19 protein-coding genes, 1 tRNA gene and 1 other RNA gene are annotated in these 21,548 nt (G+C 68.4%); 12 read left to right on the forward strand and 9 right to left on the reverse strand.

The window, feature by feature from the left end; all coding sequences use genetic code 11:
• Positions 1–16: 16 nt before the first annotated feature.
• Positions 17–328: an acyl carrier protein gene (locus tag FPP74_RS06010; RefSeq protein ID WP_144717441.1), complete on the reverse strand. Its 312-nt coding sequence runs from the start codon at positions 326–328 to the stop codon at positions 17–19.
• 22 nt (positions 329–350) lie between these two features.
• Here FPP74_RS06010 and FPP74_RS06015 point away from each other — a divergent pair, with 22 nt between their 5' ends.
• Both FPP74_RS06015 and FPP74_RS06020 read left to right on the forward strand, forming a co-directional pair.
• Positions 351–1,343 carry an alpha/beta fold hydrolase gene (locus FPP74_RS06015; protein ID WP_144717443.1) on the forward strand — a complete coding sequence of 331 codons (993 nt, stop codon included), beginning with the start codon at positions 351–353 and terminating at the stop codon, positions 1,341–1,343.
• A gap of 2 nt (positions 1,344–1,345) precedes the next feature.
• Positions 1,346–2,263 carry a YPDG domain-containing protein gene (locus tag FPP74_RS06020; protein ID WP_144717445.1) on the forward strand — a complete coding sequence of 306 codons (918 nt, stop codon included), beginning with the start codon at positions 1,346–1,348 and terminating at the stop codon, positions 2,261–2,263.
• A gap of 104 nt (positions 2,264–2,367) precedes the next feature.
• Here FPP74_RS06020 and aceE read toward each other — a convergent pair whose 3' ends face one another.
• Complete coding sequence (gene aceE / locus FPP74_RS06025; protein WP_144717447.1) at positions 2,368–5,124, reverse strand: pyruvate dehydrogenase (acetyl-transferring), homodimeric type; 2,757 nt, start codon at positions 5,122–5,124, stop codon at positions 2,368–2,370.
• A gap of 186 nt (positions 5,125–5,310) precedes the next feature.
• Between aceE and FPP74_RS06030 the strand changes: the two genes are divergently transcribed.
• The 3 genes from FPP74_RS06030 to FPP74_RS06040 all read left to right on the forward strand — a co-directional run bounded on the left by FPP74_RS06030 (position 5,311) and on the right by FPP74_RS06040 (position 8,018).
• Positions 5,311–5,721: a DUF3052 domain-containing protein gene (locus FPP74_RS06030; RefSeq protein ID WP_095546598.1), complete on the forward strand. Its 411-nt coding sequence runs from the start codon at positions 5,311–5,313 to the stop codon at positions 5,719–5,721.
• Positions 5,722–5,788: 67 nt separating this feature from the next.
• A tRNA-Val gene (locus FPP74_RS06035) sits at positions 5,789–5,861 on the forward strand.
• Positions 5,862–6,197: 336 nt separating this feature from the next.
• Positions 6,198–8,018, forward strand: a complete 1,821-nt coding sequence (locus tag FPP74_RS06040; protein WP_186439395.1) for an exonuclease domain-containing protein — start codon at positions 6,198–6,200, stop codon at positions 8,016–8,018.
• Here the strand turns inward: FPP74_RS06040 and FPP74_RS06045 are convergent.
• The 5 genes from FPP74_RS06045 to FPP74_RS06065 are packed head-to-tail and all read right to left on the reverse strand — an operon-like array spanning position 7,999 to position 11,966.
• Positions 7,999–9,069, reverse strand: a complete 1,071-nt coding sequence (locus FPP74_RS06045) for an NAD(P)-dependent alcohol dehydrogenase (protein ID WP_144717454.1) — start codon at positions 9,067–9,069, stop codon at positions 7,999–8,001. The two genes, FPP74_RS06040 and FPP74_RS06045, sit on opposite strands and share 20 nt — an antisense overlap.
• Positions 9,070–9,079: 10 nt before the next feature.
• Positions 9,080–9,796, reverse strand: coding sequence for a hypothetical protein (locus tag FPP74_RS06050; RefSeq protein ID WP_095534942.1), 717 nt, complete (start codon positions 9,794–9,796; stop codon positions 9,080–9,082).
• 22 nt (positions 9,797–9,818) lie between these two features.
• A complete protein-coding gene (locus FPP74_RS06055; protein WP_186439396.1) occupies positions 9,819–10,808 on the reverse strand; it encodes an SURF1 family protein in 990 nt (329 codons plus the stop codon).
• A gap of 11 nt (positions 10,809–10,819) precedes the next feature.
• Entirely contained in the window at positions 10,820–11,320 is a 501-nt protein-coding gene (locus tag FPP74_RS06060) for a low molecular weight protein-tyrosine-phosphatase (RefSeq protein ID WP_304505082.1), read from the reverse strand.
• A complete protein-coding gene (locus FPP74_RS06065) occupies positions 11,307–11,966 on the reverse strand; it encodes an HAD-IA family hydrolase (RefSeq protein ID WP_255456083.1) in 660 nt (219 codons plus the stop codon). Before FPP74_RS06065 ends, FPP74_RS06060 begins: the two co-directional genes overlap by 14 nt.
• Positions 11,967–12,001: 35 nt before the next feature.
• Here FPP74_RS06065 and FPP74_RS06070 point away from each other — a divergent pair, with 35 nt between their 5' ends.
• The 5 genes from FPP74_RS06070 (at position 12,002) to FPP74_RS06090 (ending at position 16,951) form a co-directional block, all read left to right on the forward strand.
• Positions 12,002–13,156: a Nif3-like dinuclear metal center hexameric protein gene (locus FPP74_RS06070; RefSeq protein ID WP_186439397.1), complete on the forward strand. Its 1,155-nt coding sequence runs from the start codon at positions 12,002–12,004 to the stop codon at positions 13,154–13,156.
• An 18-nt stretch (positions 13,157–13,174) separates the two neighbouring features.
• The gene (locus FPP74_RS06075) at positions 13,175–13,897 is read left to right on the forward strand and encodes a zinc ribbon domain-containing protein (RefSeq protein WP_144717458.1); all 723 of its coding nucleotides are present in this window, start codon (positions 13,175–13,177) and stop codon (positions 13,895–13,897) included.
• Between the two features lie 8 nt (positions 13,898–13,905).
• On the forward strand, positions 13,906–15,093 hold the full coding sequence (locus FPP74_RS06080; RefSeq protein ID WP_144717460.1) for a bifunctional RNase H/acid phosphatase: 1,188 nt from the start codon (positions 13,906–13,908) through the stop codon (positions 15,091–15,093).
• A gap of 21 nt (positions 15,094–15,114) precedes the next feature.
• Positions 15,115–15,517, forward strand: an RNA gene (rnpB, locus tag FPP74_RS06085) — RNase P RNA component class A.
• 39 nt (positions 15,518–15,556) lie between these two features.
• A complete protein-coding gene (locus FPP74_RS06090) occupies positions 15,557–16,951 on the forward strand; it encodes a ribonuclease catalytic domain-containing protein (protein ID WP_144717462.1) in 1,395 nt (464 codons plus the stop codon).
• A gap of 22 nt (positions 16,952–16,973) precedes the next feature.
• Here FPP74_RS06090 and FPP74_RS06095 read toward each other — a convergent pair whose 3' ends face one another.
• On the reverse strand, positions 16,974–18,188 hold the full coding sequence (locus FPP74_RS06095) for a galactokinase (protein WP_144717464.1): 1,215 nt from the start codon (positions 18,186–18,188) through the stop codon (positions 16,974–16,976).
• Between the two features lie 141 nt (positions 18,189–18,329).
• Between FPP74_RS06095 and FPP74_RS06100 the strand changes: the two genes are divergently transcribed.
• Positions 18,330–18,509 (forward strand): hypothetical protein, encoded by a 180-nt coding sequence (locus FPP74_RS06100; RefSeq protein WP_095278206.1) that lies wholly within the window; start codon positions 18,330–18,332, stop codon positions 18,507–18,509.
• Between the two features lie 18 nt (positions 18,510–18,527).
• Here FPP74_RS06100 and FPP74_RS06105 read toward each other — a convergent pair whose 3' ends face one another.
• Positions 18,528–20,156 carry a CYTH and CHAD domain-containing protein gene (locus tag FPP74_RS06105; protein ID WP_144717466.1) on the reverse strand — a complete coding sequence of 543 codons (1,629 nt, stop codon included), beginning with the start codon at positions 20,154–20,156 and terminating at the stop codon, positions 18,528–18,530.
• 56 nt (positions 20,157–20,212) lie between these two features.
• On the opposite strand from FPP74_RS06105, the gene FPP74_RS06110 reads away from it, so the two are divergent.
• On the forward strand, positions 20,213–21,547 hold the full coding sequence (locus tag FPP74_RS06110) for a glutamine synthetase family protein (RefSeq protein ID WP_095534934.1): 1,335 nt from the start codon (positions 20,213–20,215) through the stop codon (positions 21,545–21,547).
• The last annotated feature ends 1 nt before the right edge of the window (position 21,548 follow it).

A 21,548-nucleotide genomic window follows, 5' to 3' on the forward strand; every position in this document is an offset into this window, starting at 1 on the left:
GTTAAGTACGCGATACTCACTCGTGTTCCTCCAAGTACTCTGCGAGCTGGCCAACAGTCTCGTATTCATCGTAGATCTGCTCGGTCACCCGCGCGCCGAACTCGGCCTCGATCCGGATGGCCAGCTCGACTCGGTCCAGCGAGGACACGTCCACGTCCGACAGCCGCGATTCGCGGTGCACGCTGTCCTCCTCGCCGGTGATGCGCTCGATCAGCGCGGCGAGCCGGGAGAACGCGTCGGCGCCTTCGGATTCGGTGGAGGTGTCGGTTGAGGGGGCGTCGACAAGCTTGCCCAAGTCCCCGAGATTGAGGCGTTGTGAGAGTTCCATACCCTCATAATAAGGTGTAAACATGCTGCATCCGCTCGCGTACCTTCGCACCCTCACGCCCGCCGCGCGCCGCAACCTGCTGGACACGCGCGCCAAGCTGCACGACGCCGACGGCACCTACGGCCTCAGCTACGAGCGCTCGGGCACCACGCTTATCGACGCCACCGCCCACCACCCCCGCGTCCACTGGTACGAAGTCGGCCCGACCGACCCCGCGGCGCCCACCGTCATCTACGTCCACGGCTTCAACATCTCCGCGGAGACCTTTTACATGCAGGTCCGGGACGTGCGCGAGCAGTGCCCCGAGGTACGCCAGCTCCTCGTGGACCTGCCCGGCCACGGGCAGAACGCGACCGCGGCACCCGAAGCCCTGACCATCGACCACGCCGCCGACGCCTGCGTCGCCGTCCTCCGCGAGCGCGGCGCCACCGGCCCCGTGATCGTGGTGGGGCACTCGCTGGGCGGGCCGGTGTCGCTGTCCATGATGCGGCGCTACGCGGACGAATTCACCTGGGCCGGAAGCGTTCAGGTGTCCAGCGCCGTCGAGCCGTTCACCATGCAGGGCCTGCCGCAGGTGCTCGCGGGGCCGATCGGCGGGGTGCTGGAGAAGGCGGTGCGCTACACACCCGGGTTTGCCGAGGGTGTGCGCGAGATCGTCACGGACACCATCTCGCCCATCCTGGCGCTGGCATTCTACTTCCGGCCGATGCCGTACGACATCGTGGACTTTCACGCCGCCATGATCCGCGAAACACCCCTGGAGACCTACGCCGGCTACTTCCAAGACCTGCTTTCTCACTCCGAGCTGCAAGCAGGTATAGTCCTTTCTGAGATCCCTGGGTATATCCTGGTGGGAGACCGTGATGATGTCACCCCCGTCACCCAGTCGGAGAAGTTGCACGAAATCTGGCCGCGCGCGTACATGCAGGTGTTGCCGGACTCCGGGCACATGCCTCCGCTCGACGCACCCGGTGCCGTCACCACCGCCATCGTCCGCCTGATCCAAGGAGCCTAGCCGTGCTGCGAATCGCCCCCACCTCGGTCACCTGCGCCGTTGCCCTCGCCGTGGGTGCGAGCGCCGTCGTCGCGCCCGCAGCACAGGCCGCCGAGGCAATGAAGGACGCCTACCAGCCCTACGTTTCCGCGGAGCCGCAGGTGGTGCGCACCGTCCCGGGGCAGTGGATCAGCACCTCAGCCTTCTTCGACCTCGAGGGCATGCCCGACGGGGCGACCTGGAAGCTGATCGCGCAGGACAACCTGACCAAGCCGCTGATGACCAAGCGTGAGAAGGACCAGCTGCAGGTCAACCTCACCCATTCGCGCCCCACCCTGGTGCACGCTGGGCCGAACACCTCGGACAAGGTGGACATCCGCATCAACTACCCGGACGGCTCGACTGAGATCGTGCAGGTGACCCCGAAGCTCACGCCCACCAGCGAATACCTCTACGAGCCGCTGTATGACTCCGTTGAGGGCGACCCCGGCCAGAAGCTGACCATCTCGCCGTTCAACCTGTACGAGACGCCGCTTGGCAGCGACGTGAACAGGTGGCACGTCGAGTCCTCCGAGAAGTGGAACGTGCACGTGGACGAGCACGGGACCGTCACCACGACGATCCCCAAGGACACGGCGTGGGGCTCCGAGTTCGCCGTCACCACGACCTACCCAGACGGGACCACCGACAACACGACGTTCGTGGTGAGCAACACCGGCAAGGGCGTGAGCAAGGGCACGGGTACTGCAGGTACTACCGGCACCGGGAAGCCGACGGAGCCCGGGCGCACCGGGACCGCGCAGGCAGGATCCTCAAGCGCGCAGGTGGCGGCCCTGGTCATCGGGCTGATTGCCGCCATCGGTGGCGCCGTCGCGTTCCTACTCCCGCAGCTGGCGGGTATTTTTGGCGACGGCATCACCGTCCCCACGCGCTCGGCCTAGAGTGTGAGCCTCGGGCGCGCCTGATGCGCGCTGTTTCCTGAAACGCGGGACGCCCCCGCCGCGCGTGGCGCGGCGGGGGCGTGGCGTCGATAAGCGGGGAGCCCTTAGTGGGTGCCGCCATTCGGGTTCGGCTCGGTCGGGTCGTCGATGTGCAGGTCCTTCGCTGCCTGGGCGGCGACGGACTTGTCAATCTTGCCTTCGTTGGCCAGGCCGAGGAGGGCGGCGACGGCCATAGACTCCGCGTCGATGTTGAAGTAGCGACGGGCACCCTCGCGGGTGTCCGCGAAGCCGAAGCCGTCCGCGCCGAGCACGATGTACTGGCCCGGTACGTAGGCGCGGATCTGCTCCTGCAGGCTGGTGGTGAAGTCCGAGGTGGCGATGTACGGGCCCTCGGTCTGCTTCAGCTGCGTGGTGGCGAACGCCTCGCCGGCGTCCTCACCCGGGTGGAGCAGCTGTTCCTTGGCAACGCGCGCGCCGTCGCGGGCCAGCTCGACCCACGAGGTGACCGAGTAGATCGCGGCGCCGACGTTGTACTGCTCCTGCAGGATCTCCTGTGCGCGCAGCGCCTGCTGCATGCCCACGCCGGAGGCGAGCAGGGAGACGTTGTGCTCCTTCTTCTCGCCCTCGTCGTAAAGGTAGATGCCCTTGTGCAGGCCCTCGACGTCCAGGTTCTCCGGGCGGGCCGGCTGGTGGGTCGGCTCGTTGTAGACGGTGATGTAGTACATCACGTTCTCGTCCTCGCCGGAGCCCTTACCGTACATGCGCTCGATGCCCTTGGACACCAGGTACGGCATCTCGTAGGCGAACGCCGGGTCGTAGGTGACCACGGCCGGGTTGGTGGAGGCCAGGACGGGGGAGTGGCCGTCCATGTGCTGCAGGCCCTCGCCGGTCAGGGTGGTGCGGCCTGCGGTGGCGCCGATGATGAAGCCGCGGGCCATCTGGTCACCAGCAGCCCAGAAGTTATCGCCGGTGCGCTGGAAGCCGAACATGGAGTAGAAGATGTACATCGGGATCATCGGCTCGCCGTGGGTAGCGTAGGACGTACCGGCGGCGATGAAGGATGCGGAGGAGCCGTCCTCGTTGATGCCCTCGTGCAGGATCTGGCCCTGCGGCGACTCACGGTAGGACAGCTGCAGGTCGTGGTCGACCGGCACGTAGTTCTGGCCCTTCGGGTTGTAGATCTTCTGCACCGGGAACCAGGAGTCCAGGCCGAAGGTGCGGGCCTCGTCCGGGATGATCGGGACAACGCGCTTGCCCAGCTCCTTGTCGCGCATCATGGCCTTGAAGGTACGTACAAGCGCCATGGTGGTCGCGACCTTCTGCTTGCCCGAGTCCTTGAACATGGCCTTGTAGGTCTTTTCAAAGTCGGCCTGCTCAAGCGGCGTGTACTGCTCGCGGCGCTCCGGCAGGAAGCCGCCGAGCTCCTTGCGACGCTCCTTGAGGTACTTGATCTCTTCTGCGTCCTCGCCCGGGTGGTAGTAGGGCGGCATGTAGGGATCCTTCTCCAGCTCTTCGTCGGAGATCGGGATTTCCTGCTTGTCACGGAACTGCTTGAGGTCCTCGAGCGTGAGGTTCTTCATCTGGTGGGTCGCGTTGCGGCCCTCGAAGTTGTGGCCGAGCCCGTAGCCCTTGATGGTGTGCGCGAGGATGACGGTCGGCTTGCCCTTGGTCTCCAGTGCGCGCTTGTAGGCGGCGTAGACCTTGCGGTAGTCGTGGCCGCCGCGGCGCAGCGCCCAGATCTCCTCGTCGGTCATGTCCTCGACGAGCTTCTTCGTGCGCTCGTCGCGGCCGAAGAAGTGCTCGCGGACGTAGGCGCCATCGTTGGCCTTGAAGGTCTGGTAGTCACCATCCTTCGTGGTGTTCATGATGTTGACCAGCGCGCCGTCCTCGTCCTTCTCCAGCAGCTCGTCCCACTCGCGGCCCCACACGACCTTGATGACGTTCCAGCCAGCGCCGATGAAGAAGGTTTCCAGCTCTTGGATGATCTGGCCGTTGCCGCGCACCGGGCCGTCGAGACGCTGCAGGTTGCAGTTGATCACGAAGGTGAGGTTGTCCAGCTCATACAGCGACGCCATCTGGAGCAGGCCGCGGGACTCCGGCTCGTCCATCTCGCCGTCGCCGAGGAAGGCCCAAACGTGCTGCTCGTCGGTGTCCTTGATGCCGCGGTCCTGCAGGTACTTGTTAAAGCGTGCCTGGTAGATCGCGTTCATCGGGCCAAGGCCCATGGACACGGTCGGGTACTCCCAGAACTCGGGCATGCCGTGCGGGTGCGGGTAGGACGGCATGCCGCCCTGCGGGCGGGAGTGCTCCTGGCGGAAACCGTCCAGGTCGTCCTCGCTCAGGCGGCCTTCGAGGAACGCGCGGGAGTACATACCCGGGGAGGCGTGGCCCTGGAAGAAGACCTGGTCGCCGCGCTGCTCCGCGTCCTTGCCGTGGAAGAAGTGGTTGAAGCCGACCTCGTAGAGTGCGGCCGCAGAGGCGTAGGTGGAGATGTGGCCGCCGACCTTCACGCCCGGGCGCTGCGCGCGGTGCACCATGATGGCGGCGTTCCAGCGCATCCAACGGCGGTAGCGCTTCTCAATCTGCTCGTCGCCCGGGAACTCGGGCTCCATGGTGGTGGGGATGGTGTTGACGAAGTCGGTCGAGGACAGTGCGGGCAGGTGGACGCGCTTGGCGTTCGCTCGCTCGAGCAGGCGCAGCATGAGGTAACGCGCGCGCTCGGGGTCAGATTCCTCGAGCAGGCCGTCGAGCGAGTCCATCCACTCTTGGGTCTCTTCCGGGTCGCTGTCGTGTAGGTAAGACGCCACACCGTCGCGAATCAGCTCGATGTTTGACGCTTTGGCCTTGTCTTTCTCAGCCACGAGAAATCCTCCCTAAATGGTTGGGCAATGTTTCCTCCCACATTACTTGGTTTTTTGTTTTTGCCCCTGCGCGGGGGCAGTTGCTTATCGACGCCCCCATTTCCCCTTTCACCCATCACTCCCATCACAACAGATGTAAGCTCTATTGCACTGTCGTTCATTACCAAACATGGAGGAAACAAGACTTTGGGCGCCGCAGGTGTCAACACGTACGCAGACCGCTTGGGTATTCACGCCGACGACATCGTGCAGGAGATCGGCTGGGACGAAGACGCCGATTCCTCCATCTCGGAGGCCATCGAGGACGCGGTCGGCGAACAGCTTCTGGACGAGTCCACCGACGAGCTCTGCGATGTCGTCCTGCTCTGGTTCCGCTCCGACGACGGCGACCTCGTCGACGCGCTCATGGATGCCATCCGCAACCTCGGCGACTCCGGCCGCGTCTGGCTCATGACCCCGGGCGCCTCCAAGCCCGGCGGCGTCCACCCGGGCGAGATCTCCGAGTCCGCCCAGCTCGCCGGCCTAATGCAGACCAAGGCCGACCGCTTCGGCGAATGGCAGGGCTCCTGCCTCACCCCCGCGGGCACCAAGAAGTAGCGTCGAGTCACGGCGTGACCTGCGCGTTAGGCGGCCGTGGCAAGTTCTGCTAACCTTTACCGCTAGCGCGCCGTTAGCTCAGCTGGGAGAGCAACTGGTTTACACCCAGTAGGTCGGGGGTTCGAGCCCCTCATGGCGCACAGCCTGGAAGCCGTCTCCCGCCCCATCCCGGGGCCGGGAGGCGGCTTTCGTCGTGCCGGTGGGCGCGGGGCGGGGGCGGTGCGGTCAGGTCCTCGGGGCGCTCAGTTTTGCAGATACCGATAGTAAGACCCCGATTTCGTTGCTTTAGGGCTGCGTTCTCGTCATGCTGGTATCGGTATTTGGCGAAGCGGGGGGCGCAACCGGAGCACATCAGGGCGCAACCGAGGTGCGCCAGGCGCGCGCCGGCAGCCCCACCCGGACCACGCGCACTCCGCGCTCAGGCCGCCCACTAGCCTGGAGGGAACAGTCGCGCGACGCGGAGGAGGATGTCAGCGATGGGCCAGGGCAGCGGGTATGCGGTCATCGACCTCGAGACCACGGGGTTTGGCAAGTTCGACCGGATCGTGGAGATCGGCGTCGTCCAGCTGGGGCCGGACCTGTCGGCGGAGCGGACGTGGCGGACGCTGGTGCAGCCCATGCGTGACATCCCCAACACGCACATCCACGGCATTTCCGCGACCGATGTGGTTGACGCGCCGACGTTCGACCAGGTCGCAGACGAATTGCGCGGTCTGCTGCAGGGGCGCACGCCGGTCGCCCACAACGCGTCGTTTGAAAAGCGGTTCCTGCAGACCGAGCTGGCCAGGGCGGGGATGGCCAACTGGGTGCCGGAGGCGTGGGTCGATACGATGCGGCTGGCCAGGGAGTATATGGGCGTCGGCAAGCTGAGCGAAGCTCTCGCGCTGGCGAACATCACGAACAAGCGGGCGCACTCCGCGTTGGCGGACGCCGAGGCCACGGCGGAGCTGCTGCGGTACTTCTACAGCCAGCAGGCGCGGCAGGCGGGCACGCGGATTGAGCAACTGTCGCGCGCACTGCCGTCGAGCGGCGAGTGGGGCGAGGAGGCGTATCGGCGCAGGCTGGCGCACGCGCTCAAGGACAAGGAGATCACCCGCGCTGAAGCCCGCCTGCTCGAGGCCGCCGCGACCGGGTTGGCGGCGGAGGACGTCGAGGCGATCAACGAGGAGTTCACCCGGCAGCTCGTCGTCGAGGCCTGGGCCGATGGGGCGATCACCGACGATGAGCGCGCGGAGCTGCTCGCGGTCGCCGAAGCCCTGGGCGTGAACACAGCCGGCCTGCTCGAAGACCCGCAATCTGACGACGACGGCGTTGTGCTCAAGCCCGGCGACCGGGTCGCGCTCACCGGCGCGCTGGACATCCCGCGCGACGCGTGGACCGAGCGCGCCACCGCCGCGGGCCTGGACGTGGGCGGGGTGACCAAGACGTGCGCGGTGCTCGTCGCCGCCAACCCCGACTCCATGAGCGGCAAGGCGCGCAAGGCCCGCGAGTACGGCGTGCCCATCGTGAAGGAGGCGAGGTTTGCCCAGCTCATTGCCGTAATGGACTCAGGCGGTGCGGGGGCGATTATCGACGCCACCGCCACCGCCCCCTTCTCCTGGCTCACCCCCGAGGACACGCAACGGACGGGCGCGTCGCCGGCGCAGATCGCGGCGCTGTGGATCGCACGCAACCCCGAACGCCCGCTGTACGAGATGTCCGCCCACCTCCGCCCGGAGCACCGGCCCGAGGCGACGGGCACCGGGATTGACAAGTACCTCGATGCCTGGCGCGAGCAGCATCCGCTGATGCTCAAGGCCAGCGCCGCCGACCTGCTTCAGCTGCGCGGCGTGGGGGAGAAGCGCTGCAACAAGCTCGTAGAGCTCGTCGTGGAGCTCGCCGCCGACGGCGCGCCCGAGCCGGCGGCGCCTGAAGCGATGAAAGAGCCAGCGCCGGAGCCGCTCCCGCGCCCGGTGGCCACCCCGGTGCCGGGGAGTCCGTACGCGTACTCGGCTGCGGATGAGTTGTTTGAAGACCCGTTGGCGTCGTCAAGCACCCCGGCGAGCGCCCCGCCTAGCGCGGTGGCCGTGCCGGACGAGGCGCCGCCGGCGAAGAAGCGGAACGGCGCTGCGCGGGTGTGCAAGTGGTCGGCGATCACGATGGCCGTGACCGCCGTACTGATCATCGTGCTCGGTGCCGGGCTGGGAATGCCGGGCGAGCACCCGGTCGCGATTACGGTCGCGCTCGTGTTCATGGGGGCGGCGCTCAGCACGATCCTGTCCGGGTTCGTCGCCGTGATTAAACTGCTGCGGAAGTAGCCCCCGCGAACGTCGCGGTGTCGATGACGAAGCGGAACTTCACGTCGCCCGCCACGACGCGCTCGTAGGCGGCGTCGACGTCGTCCACGCCGATCTTCTCAATCACCGCGCCGATGCCGTGTTCCGCGCAGAAGTCGAGCATCTCCTGGGTCTCGGCGATGCCACCGATGTTGTTGCCGGTCAGGACCTTGCCGCCTCCGACCAGGCTGCCCATGTGTACGCCCAGCTGCTCCGGCGGCAGGCCGACGACGGACATGATGCCGCGCGGCTTGAGGAGCTGCAGGTAGTCATCGAGCGAGTAGTGCGCGGAGATGGTGGACAGGATCACGTCGAACTCGCCGCAGTGGTTGGCAAAGAAGTCCTCGTCCTCGCCGGTGGCCAGCACGTGGTGGGCGCCGAGCTCGTACGCCTCCTTCTCCTTGCGCAGCGAGCGCGAGATCACGGTGACCTCGGCGCCCTTCGCGGTGGCGATTTGCACGCCCATGTGGCCGAGCCCGCCGAGCCCGACGATGGCCACCTTGTCGCCTTCCTTCACGTTCCAGCGGGCGAGCGGCCCGTAGGTGGTGATGTCGGCGCAGAGGAGGGGCGCGGCGACGTCGAAATCCAGCCCGTCGGGGATCGTGCACACAAACCCCTCGTTGACCACGACTTTCTCGGCGTAGCCGCCCTGGGTGATCGTGCCGTCGACGTCCTCGGAGTTGTACGTGCCCACGTTTCCGTTGAGACAGTTCTGTTCCTGGCCGTTCTTGCACTGCTCGCACTCGCCGCAGGAGTTGACCAGGCAGCCGACGCCCACGCGGTCGCCGACCTTGAACTTGGTCACCTTGCTGCCCACCGCTTCGACCACGCCCGCGATCTCGTGGCCCACGGTGAGCGGGAAGTGGGCCTCGCCCCACTCGTTGCGGATCGTGTGGATGTCGGAGTGGCAGATACCCGCGGCCTTGATGTCAATGACCACGTCGTCTTCGCGCGGGTCGTGGCGCTCGATCTCGACGACCTTGAACGGTGCGTCGGGGCTGACTTTCTGCAGGACTTTGCTGGTGATTGTCATGTCACCAACCCTACGCGTCTGCTTCGGACTCCGCAGCCAGGACCGTGAGCAGGTTGTCAATCGCCGTGTTGCGCTCCGCCGCCCGCGCGGCGGCGGCGGTGACCGGCTTCTTTGCATCCGGGGAGGTGTGCGGCGCGGGGCGGCCGTGCGCAACGCCCGCATCCGTGCCGGTCTCCGGCGTGAGGTAGATGATCGCGGTGTCGCCGTCGGCGGTGGCGAAGAGGGCGGCCTCCCCGCCCGTCGGCAGTGCGGCGGCGATGAGGTCGGGGACCAGCCCGCGCGACCCGTTCACACGGTCCGGCTCCCAGCCGCCGTTCGCCAGGTCGTAGGAGACATCGACCACGTCCCACTCGCCGAACTGGAGGCGCAGCGTGCCGGCGGTGGCGGAGCCCGGGTCGGGCACGACGGCGACGTCGCGTAGGTCCGTGCCGGCGGGGTCGCAGATCGCGTGCACGTAGGCCGGCAGCTGCGCGTGCGTGGTGGGGATGCGGGGACCGTCGAGGCCGTCGGAGAAGGTGACGGAGGTGAAGAAGGGGTGGGCGTCGGCGTCGATAAGCGAGAGCACCGTTGTCGCGGGGGCGACGCGGAAGCCCTCGAGGTCGTCGCAGACGCCGTCCTCAACGTCGGCGATCTCGATGCCGGGGGCGAGCGTGAGCCCGGCGCGGCGGAAAAGGTCCAGGTGGGCGGCGAGAATGTCGTGGTCGGTGACGGTCAGTTGCGGTGGCATCGGGATCCTTCCTGCGCCGGGGTCAGCGTTCCTCCTGCCTATCGTAGGCGCGCTGCCACGGGTTGCGCCGACCGTCGCCGTAGCGCGCCCGCGACCGCGCAGGGGCCGGGGGCATTGGGGCATGCTTTTCCACGCCACCCTCACCCTCCTCATCCGCAGACTCGGGGTCGGGCCCGGGGCCGGAGGCGGGGGCGTCGAGAAGCATTTGCTCCTGCTCCTCGCGGAAGCGGCGGCGCTCGCGGGTCTCGGCGACGATGAAGTAGATGAGGCCCGCCGGCGCCATGATGCCGAACGCGATCCACTGCAGGCCGTAGGAGAGGTGGTTGCCGGTCTCGAGCACCGGCAGCGGGATGGCGGTGAGCTCGCCGGGCTGGCCGGAGAGCAGCTGCAGGTAGGGGGCGACCGGCTCGGTGCCGGTGAGCTCGCCGACCTGGGCGGGGGCGATGGAGTAGACCATGTCGTAGCCCTGGTCCTGCATCGGCGTCTTGGAGTGCGTGGGCTCGCCCGCCAGGAGCATGGCTTCCAGCGTGACGTCGCCGGTGGGGGCAGGCGCGATGTCGGGCACCTGGGTGGAGTTCTCGGCGGGGACCCACCCGCGGTTGACCAGGATGGTGGGGCCGTTGTCCAGCGCGAAGGGGGTGAGGACCTGGAAGGCGGGGTTGCGGTCCACGGGGCGCAGGCGCAGCAGCACGGTGCGGTCTAGGTAGTGGCCGGTGGCGGTGACGCGGGCCCACTCGCTGTCCTGGCTGATGGTGCCGTCCGCTCCGAGCAGGTTAGAAAGCGGGACCGGGTCGTGGTCGAACGCTTCGCTGATGTGCTCGTTGCGCTGCTCGAGCGCCTCGTTCTTCCCCAGCTGCCAGGGGGCGAGGAAGGTGAACGCGTAGTAGGAGAACAGGGCGATCAGGATCGCGGCGATGATCCAGCCCGGGGTGAGAAAGGTTTTCCACCACCGCTTCTCGACGGTTCCGCGCGTGCCGTCTCGCTTCTGTTCTCGTTCCTGTTCGCCCTTCACGCTGGCCTAGTTTAGTCGGTGCGGGGCTGGGACTGAACCCGGTCGCGGACCCAGGCGACGATGCCGTCGGCGGCGGCCTCGATCTGCTCTCGCGTGGTGGTAAAGCCGGCCGGGCCGCCGTAGTAGGGGTCGGCGACCCCGGCGCCCTCGGGCGCGGCGGGGTCGAAGGAGCGGATCAGGCGCACGCGCTGCTCCGGTACGCCGCGCGCGACGAGCTCGGAGACGTGGTTGGTATCCAGGGCGACGATGAGGTCCGCGTCGAAGCGGTCGCCACCGAACTGCGCGGCTCTGTGCTGCGAGCCGTTGTAGCCGTGTGCGGCGAGCTCGGCTTGCGCGCGCTCGTCCGCCGGGCCGCCGACGTGCCAGCCGCCGATGCCAGAGGAAGTGACGCGGACATCGCCACCCAGTCCCGCTGCGGTGAGCGCGTCGCGCACGATGACCTCGGCCATCGGCGAGCGGCAGATGTTGCCGGTGCAGACGAAGTCGATGTGCAAGGGGTTAGCAGTACTCACGGACAATGTCCTCCAGTTCAGTCGACGTGTGCGCCACGTAGGTGGCCTGTTCCCATTCTTCTTTGGCGCCGTAGCCCCAGGTCACGGCTATGGACGGCAGGCCGAACTCGGCCGCGCCGGCGAAGTCGTGAATCCGGTCGCCCACCATCACCGGGTGGTACGGGTCCGCGTTGTCCAGCACATGTTGGATGACCTCGATCTTCGTGCTGCGCCCGGCGTCCCAGTTCGCCGCGCCGAGGAAGTCGATGTGCTCAAGCACGCCCGCGCGCTCCAGCGCCAGCCGCGCGAAGTGCTCGCTTTTCGACGTCGCCGTGCACACCTTCCACCCCTCGTCCTTCCACCGGGCGATGAGCTCCGCCATGCCGTCGAAGACGGTGAAGCGCTGCCAGCCCTCGCTGCTCATGTAGTCGGAGTACGCCTGCATGGCACGCTCGACCTGGTCGGGTCCCAGGCCTGCTGCCGCCATGGAGTCGCGCATCGGCGGACCGGGGATGCGGCGGATGAAGTCCTCGGCGGGGCGCGCCGCGCCCACCGAGTCGAGCCCGCGGAGGAATCCCTCGCGGATGCCGGGATAGGAATCGATGATGGTGCCGTCCACGTCAAGCAGGATGGTGTCCTGCCCGCCGTTGTTTGCTGTATCAATCACGGACCCCAGCATGGCAAATTTGTAGGCTGGGTGCCATGACTGTTGTAGCTGATGTTGTCCGCGCCCTGGAGACCGCCTACCCGCCGCAGCTGGCCGAGAGCTGGGACAAGGTGGGGCTGGTCTGCGGGGACCCGGACGCGGAGGTGTCCAAGGTGGCCTTCGCCCTCGACTGCACGCTGGAGGTGGCGCAGGCCGCGGTGGACGCGGGCGCGCAACTCCTCGTGGTCCACCACCCGCTGCTGCTGCGAGGGGTGAGCTCCGTGGCGGCGAACACCCCGAAGGGCAAGGTGGTCCACACCCTGATCGCGGGCGGGTGCGCCCTGTTCGCCGCACACACGAATGCGGATTCCGCCCGGCCTGGCGTGTCCGATAAGCTCGCCGAGCTGGTGGGCATCACCCCGGGCCGCCCGATCAAGCCCATCTTCCTCGACGGCACCGACCGCTGGGGCGTCCACGTGCCGCCCGCCGACGCCGACAGCGTCAAGCGCGCGCTGTTCGACGCCGGCGCCGGCGCGATTGGCAACTACCGCGAGTGCGCGTTCAGCCACGACGGCACCGGCGAGTTCACCCCCGTCGAGGGCGCCGACCCCACCGACGGCGAGGTGGGCGCGCACTTCACCGCGCCCGAGGTCCGCGTCGAGTTCGTCGCCCCCACGCGCTTGCGCGCCTCGCTTATCGACGCCCTCCGCGCCTCCCACCCCTACGAGGAACCCGCCTTCGACATCGTCCAGATGGCGCAGCCCGCGGGCACGCGCGAGCTGGAGCACGCCTACGGGCTCGGCCGCGTGGGCGAGCTGCCTGAGCCGATGACGCTGCGCGAGTTCACGCAGCAGGTGGCCGACGCGCTGCCGGAAACGGTGTGGGGCGTGCGCGCTGCGGGGGACCCGGACCTGCTGGTGCGGCGCGTCGCGGTGTCCTCGGGGGCGGGGGATGGGTTCCTCGGTGACGTCGCAAAGCTTGGCGTTGACGTATACGTGACCTCGGACCTGCGGCACCACCCGGTGGACGAACACCTGCGCGCGGGCGGGCCCGCCGTGATTGATACGGCGCACTGGGCGAGCGAGTTTCCGTGGACGGAGCAGGCGGCGAGTATCGTTGAGCCGCTAGGCGTGCAGACGCAGGTGCTGGACATCCGCACCGATCCGTGGACGGTGTCTGCACACCCCGGACGCCCCGGGGAAGAGAAGTAAAACAAGGGAGGAGTACCCGTGAAGCTTTCCGCAGAGGAGCAGCCGATCCTGCTCGAGTTGGCCAAGGCGGACCGCGTGGCCGCGCACCCGGACTCGGCGCGGCCGGAGGAGCAGGAGCTGGAGAGGCTGCTCAAGGAGCGCAAGGACCTGCAAGCGGCGTCGGCCGCCGCGCAGATGGCCGTGGACGACATGGAGCTGGAGATCCTGCGCATCCAGGAGGACGAGCGCAAGCTGAAGAAGCGCGAGATTGATGACAAGCGCCAGCTCGGCGCCGAGACCAACCCGGAGCGCCGCAAGGACCTGGAGCACGACCGCTACGCGGCGAAGTCGCGCATCGCGGACCTGCTCTCCGAGCTCAAGGAGGCGCACAACGAGATCGCCGCGCTGCGCAACAACCGCGACAACCACGGCGCGCGCCTGGACGAGGCGGACCGCAAGGTGGAGGCCGCCCGCCGCGCCGTTGAGGCGCTGCCGGACCGCGAGCAGGTGGACACCGCCGCGCTGCGCCACAAGCTCCCCGACGACGTCCTCGAAGTCTACGACGAGATGGGCGCCGCCGCGTTCAACGGCCGCACCTGCAACGCCTGCTTCATCCAGCTGCCCGCCTCCGAGCGCGCCGCGGTGATGGGCACGCCCGCCGACGAGATTCCCACCTGCCCGAACTGCGGCGCCTTGCTCGTGCGCGTGCGCCTCACCCCAGACGAGGCTGCGGCCCGCACCGGCCTGACCATCGAGGAGTAGGGGAGCCGATGAAGGTCAGCGTCTTTACTGACGGCGGCTCGCGCGGCAATCCCGGCGTGGCCGGCTCCGGCGCAGTTGTCTACGGCGAGGGCGGGGAGACCCTCGCCGAGATCGTCTACGTGGTGGGCTCCAAGTCCTCCAACAACGTCGCCGAATACCACGGCCTGCTGCGCGGCCTCGAGGCCGCCGCCGAGCTGGGAGCCACCGAGGTGGCGGTGTCCATGGACTCCAAGCTCGTTGTCGAGCAGATGAACGGCCGCTGGAAGATCAAGCACCCTGACATGCAGAAGCTCGCCGTCAAGGCCCGCAAGCTCGCCGGCGGCTTCGACCGCGTCACCTACACCTGGGTGCCGCGCGCGAAGAACAAGAAGGCCGACGAGCTGTCCAACAAGGCGATGGACGCCGCCACGAAGGACGGCACGCCCCGCATCGTGGAGGACGCAAGCCTGCACAGCGGGCCGCTTGCCGACGCCACCGCCACCCCCAAGGCGCCGAAAACCCGCGCCGCTTCCGCCACCGCGGCCGCCGGTCACCCCGGCGCGCTGGTCTACGGCAACAGCGGCGCAACCCGCACACGCTTCATCCTGCTGCGCCACGGGCAGACCGCGCACTCCGCAGAGCACCGCCTCTCCGGCACCTCCAACCCGGAGCTGACCGAGCTGGGCCGCGCGCAGGCGCGCCGGGCCGCCGGGGCGCTCACCGCGCTGGCGCAAGAGTCGCAGTTTGGGCCCATCGACGCGATCGTCGCCTCGCCGCAGGCGCGCGCCCAGCAGACCGCGGAAGCTGCGGCCGACGCGCTCGGGTTCGACGCGTTTGCAACCAACGACGGATTCCGAGAGATCAACTTCGGCGACTTCGAGGGGCTGACGAGGGACGAGGCCCGGGGGAAGTTTCCGCAGGAGTTTGGGGAATGGGAGGCGTCGGTAAGCAAGGCCCCGCCGCGGGGCGAATCGCTCGCCGCGCTGCACCGACGGGTGACCCGCGCGCGGCTGAAGCTGCAGGAGGAGCGCGCCGGGCAGACCATCCTGGTGGTCAGCCACATGATGCCGATCAAGAGCGTGATCCGGCAGGGGCTCGGCGCCGGGGCGGAGGTGTTCAAGCACACCTACCTGGACCTGGCCGGCGTGTCCGTGGTGGATTTCTACGACGATTTTGGTGTCGTACGCTGCGTCAACGATGTCGCGCACCACAGGTAAGGTACAATGACGGCTTGCGAATGAGTCGGCCGGGTGACCGCGGCCGCCCGAACCGCCGCGCATGCGGGCTGGCGGGTGGCCGAGGAAAGTCCGGACTCCACAGGGCACGGTGGTTGCTAACGGCAACCCGGAGTGATCCGCGGGAAAGTGCAACAGAAAGTAGACCGCCTCGCGCTTGTCGCGGGGTAAGGGTGAAAGGGTGCGGTAAGAGCGCACCGGCGCTGGTGGTGACATCGGCGGCCAGGTAAACCCCACCGGGAGCAAGGCAAGAACCGCTGCGCGTGCGCAGGGGTCGTCGGACGCGATGAGGCTGCCCGCCCATGTTCGAAGGTAGCTGCTTGAGGCGCCCAGCGATGGGTGGCCCAGATGGATGGTCACCGCCCCGTCCGGGGCACAGAATCCGGCTCATAGGCCGGCTCATTCGCACTGCGCGCTCCCGCAGACTCTGGCACGATGGCGGGGTATGAAACTGTATGCCGCGCCGCTGAACTTTCGCGCTATCGCGAGCGAATTTTCCGTCCCCACCGATTTTCCGCCGCAGGTGCTCGAGGAAGCGACGCAGCTCACCGATCGGTTCGCCGGGCAGCGTATCGACGCCCGCTCGATCCCCCTTGTCACCATCGACCCAGTCGGCTCCCGCGACCTGGACCAGGCGGTGCACATCGCCGAGCGCGGCGAGGGAGGCGGCGGCTACACCGTCACGTACGCGATCGCGGACGTCGCCGCCTTCGTGGAGCCGGGCGGGGCGGTGAAGGATGAGTCGCTGCAGCGCGGCCAGACCATCTACCTTCCCGACGAGCCGGCCCGCCTGCACCCGCCGAGCCTGAGCGAGGGTTCCGCTTCGCTGCTGCCGGACGTGGACCGGCCGGCGGTGTTGTGGACGTTCGAGCTGGACCAGGACGGAGAGGTGGACAGCGCTCACGTCGAGCGCGCCCTGGTGCGCTCGGTGGCCCGGCTGGACTACGACGGGGTGCACGAGGACTTCGCGCGGGGGGAGCCGCACGCGTCGATACGCTTGCTCCCGGAGGTCGGCCAGCTGCGGCAGCGCAGCTCGCTGCGGCGCGAGGCGATCAACCTACGGCTGCCCAGCGTGCGCGTGGTCGGCGAGGGCGGGACCTTCGAGCTGGTCATCGAGCCGCGCCACCCCGTCATGGACTACAACTCGGAGATCTCCCTGCTCACCGGCATGGTGGCGGGCAACATGATGGTGGAGGCTGGCGTCGGGTTCCTGCGCACGCTCGGGCCCGCGACCGGTGAGGCGGAGGCCGAGTTCCGGCGCGAGGCGTCGAACCTGGGCTACGAGGTCGGCAGCAACATCGGTGAGTTCCTCGCCGGGATCGACGCGGACACCCCGCGCGGGATGGCCATGATGCGCGAGGCGCAGAAGCTGTTGCGCGGCGCGGGCTACGTGGACCTGTCGGAGAAGGAGCCGGAGGTACACGCGGGCATCGGCGGCTACTACAGTCACGTCACCGCGCCGCTGCGCCGGCTGGTCGACCGCTACGCCACCGAGGTCTGCCTGGCTATCTGCGCGGGCACGGAGGTGCCGGAGTGGGTGCGCGAGGACGCACCAAGGGTGATGAAGACGATGGGGCGGACGTCCCAGCTGGCCAACACCGTGGACAAGGCGTGCCTGAACCTGACCGAGGCGACCGTGCTCGAGCCGTGGGTCGGCCACAACTTCGAGGGCGTGACGCTCACGGTCAACGAGGAGGACCGCGCCCGCATCTTCATCGCGGACCCGCCGGTGCTCGCCCCGTCCGTCGGCGCGCCGGGGGAGGGCACGGAGACGAAGTTTTCGCTCGTGCTTGCCGACGCCACCCAGCGCGAAGTCTCCTTCGCCTGGCCCGCCGACTAGGTCTGCCGACTAGGTTTGCCGGCTAGGACGCGGGGGCGTCCTCGAGGCGCGCGGTGGTGCCCGGCGTGATCTCGACGACGTCGAACTGCTCGGCCATGCGGCGGGCGAACTCGTCCGCGTCCCGGCGCGGCACGAGCGCGAGCACCGCCCTGGAGGTGCCGGTGGCCGCGGGCCGTGCCGCGAGCGCGCCCCGCTCGCGGCACAGGGCCACGAGCTCGGTGGGGACAGTGAGTCCGCGCAGCTCGGTTGGCGAGTTCACCAGGGCGAACAGGTCGTTGGTGTGGCGAGAGCGCAGCGCCCTGGCTACGGCCATGCTGCGCAGCGTCTCCGCCTCGCAGAAGTGGACCCACGCCCGTGCCGTCTCCGGCGCTGGCGCGGTGGTGTCGCCGACGGTGTGGCGCGCCTGGACCCACTCGACGACGCGCTCGATGGCGTCGGGCAGCTTGCGCAGCGAGTGGACGCCGAAGTTGGCGCACGCCGCGCTGATGAACGCGCGGTGGGTGGCGATGCCCTCCACCTGGCCCGCGTCCGCCTCACCGAACGTCTCCGCGACGGAGAAGATGCGCACGCCCTCGCGGGTCGGGTGCGGCGCCTCGGTGAGCGAGCCGTCCGCGTAATCGATCACGGCGATGCCGTTGCCGGTGGCGCGCAGGGCCGCGGTGTGGCGGGAGCGCAGGCCGTTGAGCGACGAGTACGTCTCCACCGCGTGGGCGGCGATGTCGGCGAGGCGGGCGCGGAAGGGCGCGTCGTTGATGTCGCCGTGCCCGGCGGCGAGGGCGAGGCACATGGCCGAGTCCGCGGCCCAAAGCGCCCCGAGCCCGGCGCCCAGCGGGATGTCGGAAACGACCGTCACGTCCAGGCCCGCCGTTTCTCGCGAGAGCACCTGTCGTTGGATCAGCTGGTGGACCAGGCCGGCCCACCGCTTGCCCAGGGGGTGGTCGGCGCCGTCGGGGTCGCCGAGCGGGGCGGTGGTCAGGACCGGCTCCGAGCCCGGCGCGGAGGCCGCGAAGCGGAGCTTATGGTCGTCGCGCGGGCTTACCGCCACCGCGGCGCGCAGCCCGCCGAGCCCGATGAGCGTGGCGCCGCCGAAGTGGTCCACGTTTTCCCCGGCGAGGATCCACGTTGCCGGGGCGGATGCGACGTGTGTCGGCTGCGCGCCAACGCGCCGTTCGTGCTCCTTGCGAGCGCGTTCCACCAGGTCGGATGGTTGGGCGTCGGGGGCAGGCCACAAAGACATAAAGCGTTCTCCACTCTGCGCAAAGGGGGATTGGTACGAGGAAACTCCAGACTACCAACCGCCGTCGGCGGGTATGGTGGGGCAAAATGTCCACCGTTTGCGGCCCACCGCGAACCCCCGGAATACACGAAGGAGCCGACCATGGCAGACGAAAAGTTCTACTTCAACCCGTCCACCGGCGAGGTCACCCAGGGCAAGGTTGCGTCCTGGGACAACCGCATGGGCCCGTACGACACCCGCGAGGAGGCGGAGCGCGCCCTGGAGACCGCGGCGCAGCGCAACCAGGTCGCAGACGACCAGGACGAGGCCTGGGAGGACTAGGACGCGAGCCCCACGGCTCTACACCTGCTTGAATGCCTTCTTGATGTCCTTGATCGCCTTCGGGTAGCCCTCGAGCGCCGCGCGTCCGATCTCCAGTTCTCGCTGGTAGAGGATGCCGTACGCGAAGGTGTCCTCGCCGCGGTCGCGCGCCGCCCGGGCGAGGCGCTCGATGTGCTCGCGCGCGGTCACCGCGTCCTGGAAATCGCCGAGGATGGTCTGCAGCCGCTTGCACGCCTTGGCCAGCGGCCCAGTCTTCAGGCCCGCGTCCTTGGCGGCCACCGCGGCGTAGCGCAGCTTCTTCGCCGTCTTGCGCACGTCGTGCACGTACGACTCGCGCTGCAGCAGCGGCAGGGAGGTGTCGCCGTAGTACTTTTCCACCTTCGCGTTGCGCTTCTTCAGCTTCTTGTACGCCGCCCGCAGGTGCGCGTAGAGCACCGCGTCGGCGGGTTCCTCGGGCTCATGCTTGTCGACGCCACCCTCATCCTCATCAACCTCACCGGGGAGGTGGGGCGTGTGGGCGTCGTGAAGCAGCGCGTCGACCTCGGCGAGCAGGGCGGTGAAGCGCTCGGAGTCGAACATGTCGACGATGTCGGCATGGGCCTCCTCGTAGACGCCGCGCATGTCGCGGTTGATGTGGGCGGCGGTGATCACGTCGATCTTGTCGGACTGGTCGCTGGCCAGCAGGTCGTGGAAGCGCTGCTCGACCACCTCGGCGTCGCGGGCCATGCCGAGGACCGCCGCGGCGTGCTTGAGCTCCGCCTCGAGGTGGGCGAGGTCGCCGGCGGTAATGACGCCGTCGAAAGTCTCCAGCAGGGAGCGCAGCTCGCGGGTGGCCACGCGCATCTGGTGGACCGAGTCGTATTCGTCGGCGCGCACGCGCGGCTCCCAGCTCATGATGGCGTCGCGCTTGTCGCGCAGGGAGGCGTACACCGCGTCGGCGGCCGCGTCGCCGGTGCCCGCGGACGGCAGGGGCGCGTTGTTGAAGCTGTCGCCAAGCGCCGTGGCCAGCTTGGACGGCGAGTCAGCGCGGCGGGCGCCCGCGGCCAGCATGGCCTCGGTGGCGCGGCTGAGCAGGCGCTCGCCGGCGGGGGTGCCGGCGATGGCGTCGGTGAGCTCAAGCTCCCATTCGCGCCACTCGGAGGCAGTGCCGCCGGGCAGGTAGGACTCGGCGGAGACGTGGTCGTCGCAGAACTCCGCCACCGCGAGCGAGTCGGCCGGGTCCGGGTAGCGCACGCCGATCACGGTTTCCACGCGTCGGTTGTCCACGCGCGCGATCGGCTTCAGCGGCGGGTGGACGGGGCCGAGGACGTCGCGGACCGCGTCTAGCAGCGGCTCGGGGACGGTGTCTGCGTCGCTGTTCGTACCGGTGCCGTCCGACAGCGGGTGTTGCAGCTCGCGGCGCCCGCCGGACTCGCCGGGCAGCTTGACGTGCCAGCCTGCGTCCTTGCCGCCGGTGCGGCGGCGCAGGGTGATCTTGGAGCGCGTCAGGCGCAGGTCCGCGGTATCGAAGTAGATGGCGGAAAGTTCGTGGGTGGTGGTGGAGATGGGGGACAGTGTGGCGTCGATAAGCGAAAGCCTGGGTGGCTTAGTCTCGGCGTCGACGGCGAGCTTGACCTCGAGTTCCAGAAATTCCTGTGGTTGTGGCATGCGTTTCTCTCCTCACTTCGGCTGGCATAAAGTCTAGCCCGGCTACAGTGGGCCGTATGAACACTCAACAGGAAGAGGTCCTGCGCAAGGTAGAGCAGCAGGACATCGCGTTTCTGCGGCTCTGGTTCACCGACATCTTCGGCTCGCTGAAGACGGTCATGATGTCTCCCGCGGAGCTGGAATCCGCGTTTGATGAGGGCGCGGGGTTTGACGGCTCCTCCATCGAGGGCTTCACCCGCATCTCCGAGTCCGACACGCTGCTCAAACCGGACCCGTCGACGTACCAGGCGCTGCCGTTCGACGAGGACTCCGGGCTGCAGACCGCGCGCATGTTCTGCGACATCACCATGCCGGACGGCGACCCGCTCTACGCGGACCCGCGGCAGGTGCTGCGCCGCCAGATCCAGAACGCCCGCGACATGGGCTTTGAGTTCCTGGCCAGCCCCGAGATCGAGTTCTACGTGGTCAAGCCCTTCGAACCGGGCGAGCATCCGCGGCCGGCCGACAAGGGCGGCTACTTCGACCAGGCCAAGCGCAACGAGGCGCCGAAGCTGCGCCGGCAGGCGATCAGCGCCCTGGAGTACATGGGCATCGTCACCGAGTTTTCGCACCACGAGGCCAGCGCCGGCCAGCAGGAGATCGACCTGCGCCACACCGACGCGCTGACCATGGCGGACAACGTGGTGACGTTCCGCTACATCGTAAAGACGGTCGCGGAGGCCAACGGCGTGCACGCCACCTTTATGCCCAAGCCGTTCCGGGACATGGACGGCTCCGCCATGCACACGCACTTCTCCCTGTTCGAGGGCGACGAGAACGCCTTCCACGACCCGGACGATGAGATCAGCCTGTCGCGCACCGGCCGCCAGTTCATCGCCGGCATCATCGAGCACGCCAACGAGATTTCCGCGCTGACCAACCAGTACGTTAACTCCTACAAGCGCCTCCAGTTCGGCTCCGAGGCGCCCACCGCCGCGACCTGGGGCGTGTCTAACCGCTCCGCGATGGTCCGCGTGCCCACCTACCGACTGCACAAAGCGGAGTCGCGCCGCGTGGAGGTCCGCTCGCTGGACTCCGCCGCGAACCCCTACCTGGCCTACGCGGCGGTCCTGGCCGCCGGCCTGCGCGGGATCGAGCAGGGCTACGAGTTGGACGAGCCCGCCCGCGACGACGTCTTCTCGCTCACCCGCCGCGAGCGCCGCGCGATGGGCTACCGCGACCTGCCCAACTCGCTCGACCAGGCGCTGCGCTACCTCGAGCAGTCCGAGTTCATGGCCGAAGTGCTCGGCGAGCAGGTCTTCGAGTACTTCCTGCGCGCCAAGTGGGACGAGTGGCACGACTACACCTGCCAGGTCACCCCGTGGGAGCTGGAGAGCGGGATGGACCTTTAAT

Source organism: Corynebacterium sp. NML180780 (assembly GCF_007786415.1).
In the GTDB taxonomy this organism is placed as follows: Bacteria; Actinomycetota; Actinomycetes; order Mycobacteriales; family Mycobacteriaceae; genus Corynebacterium; species Corynebacterium gottingense.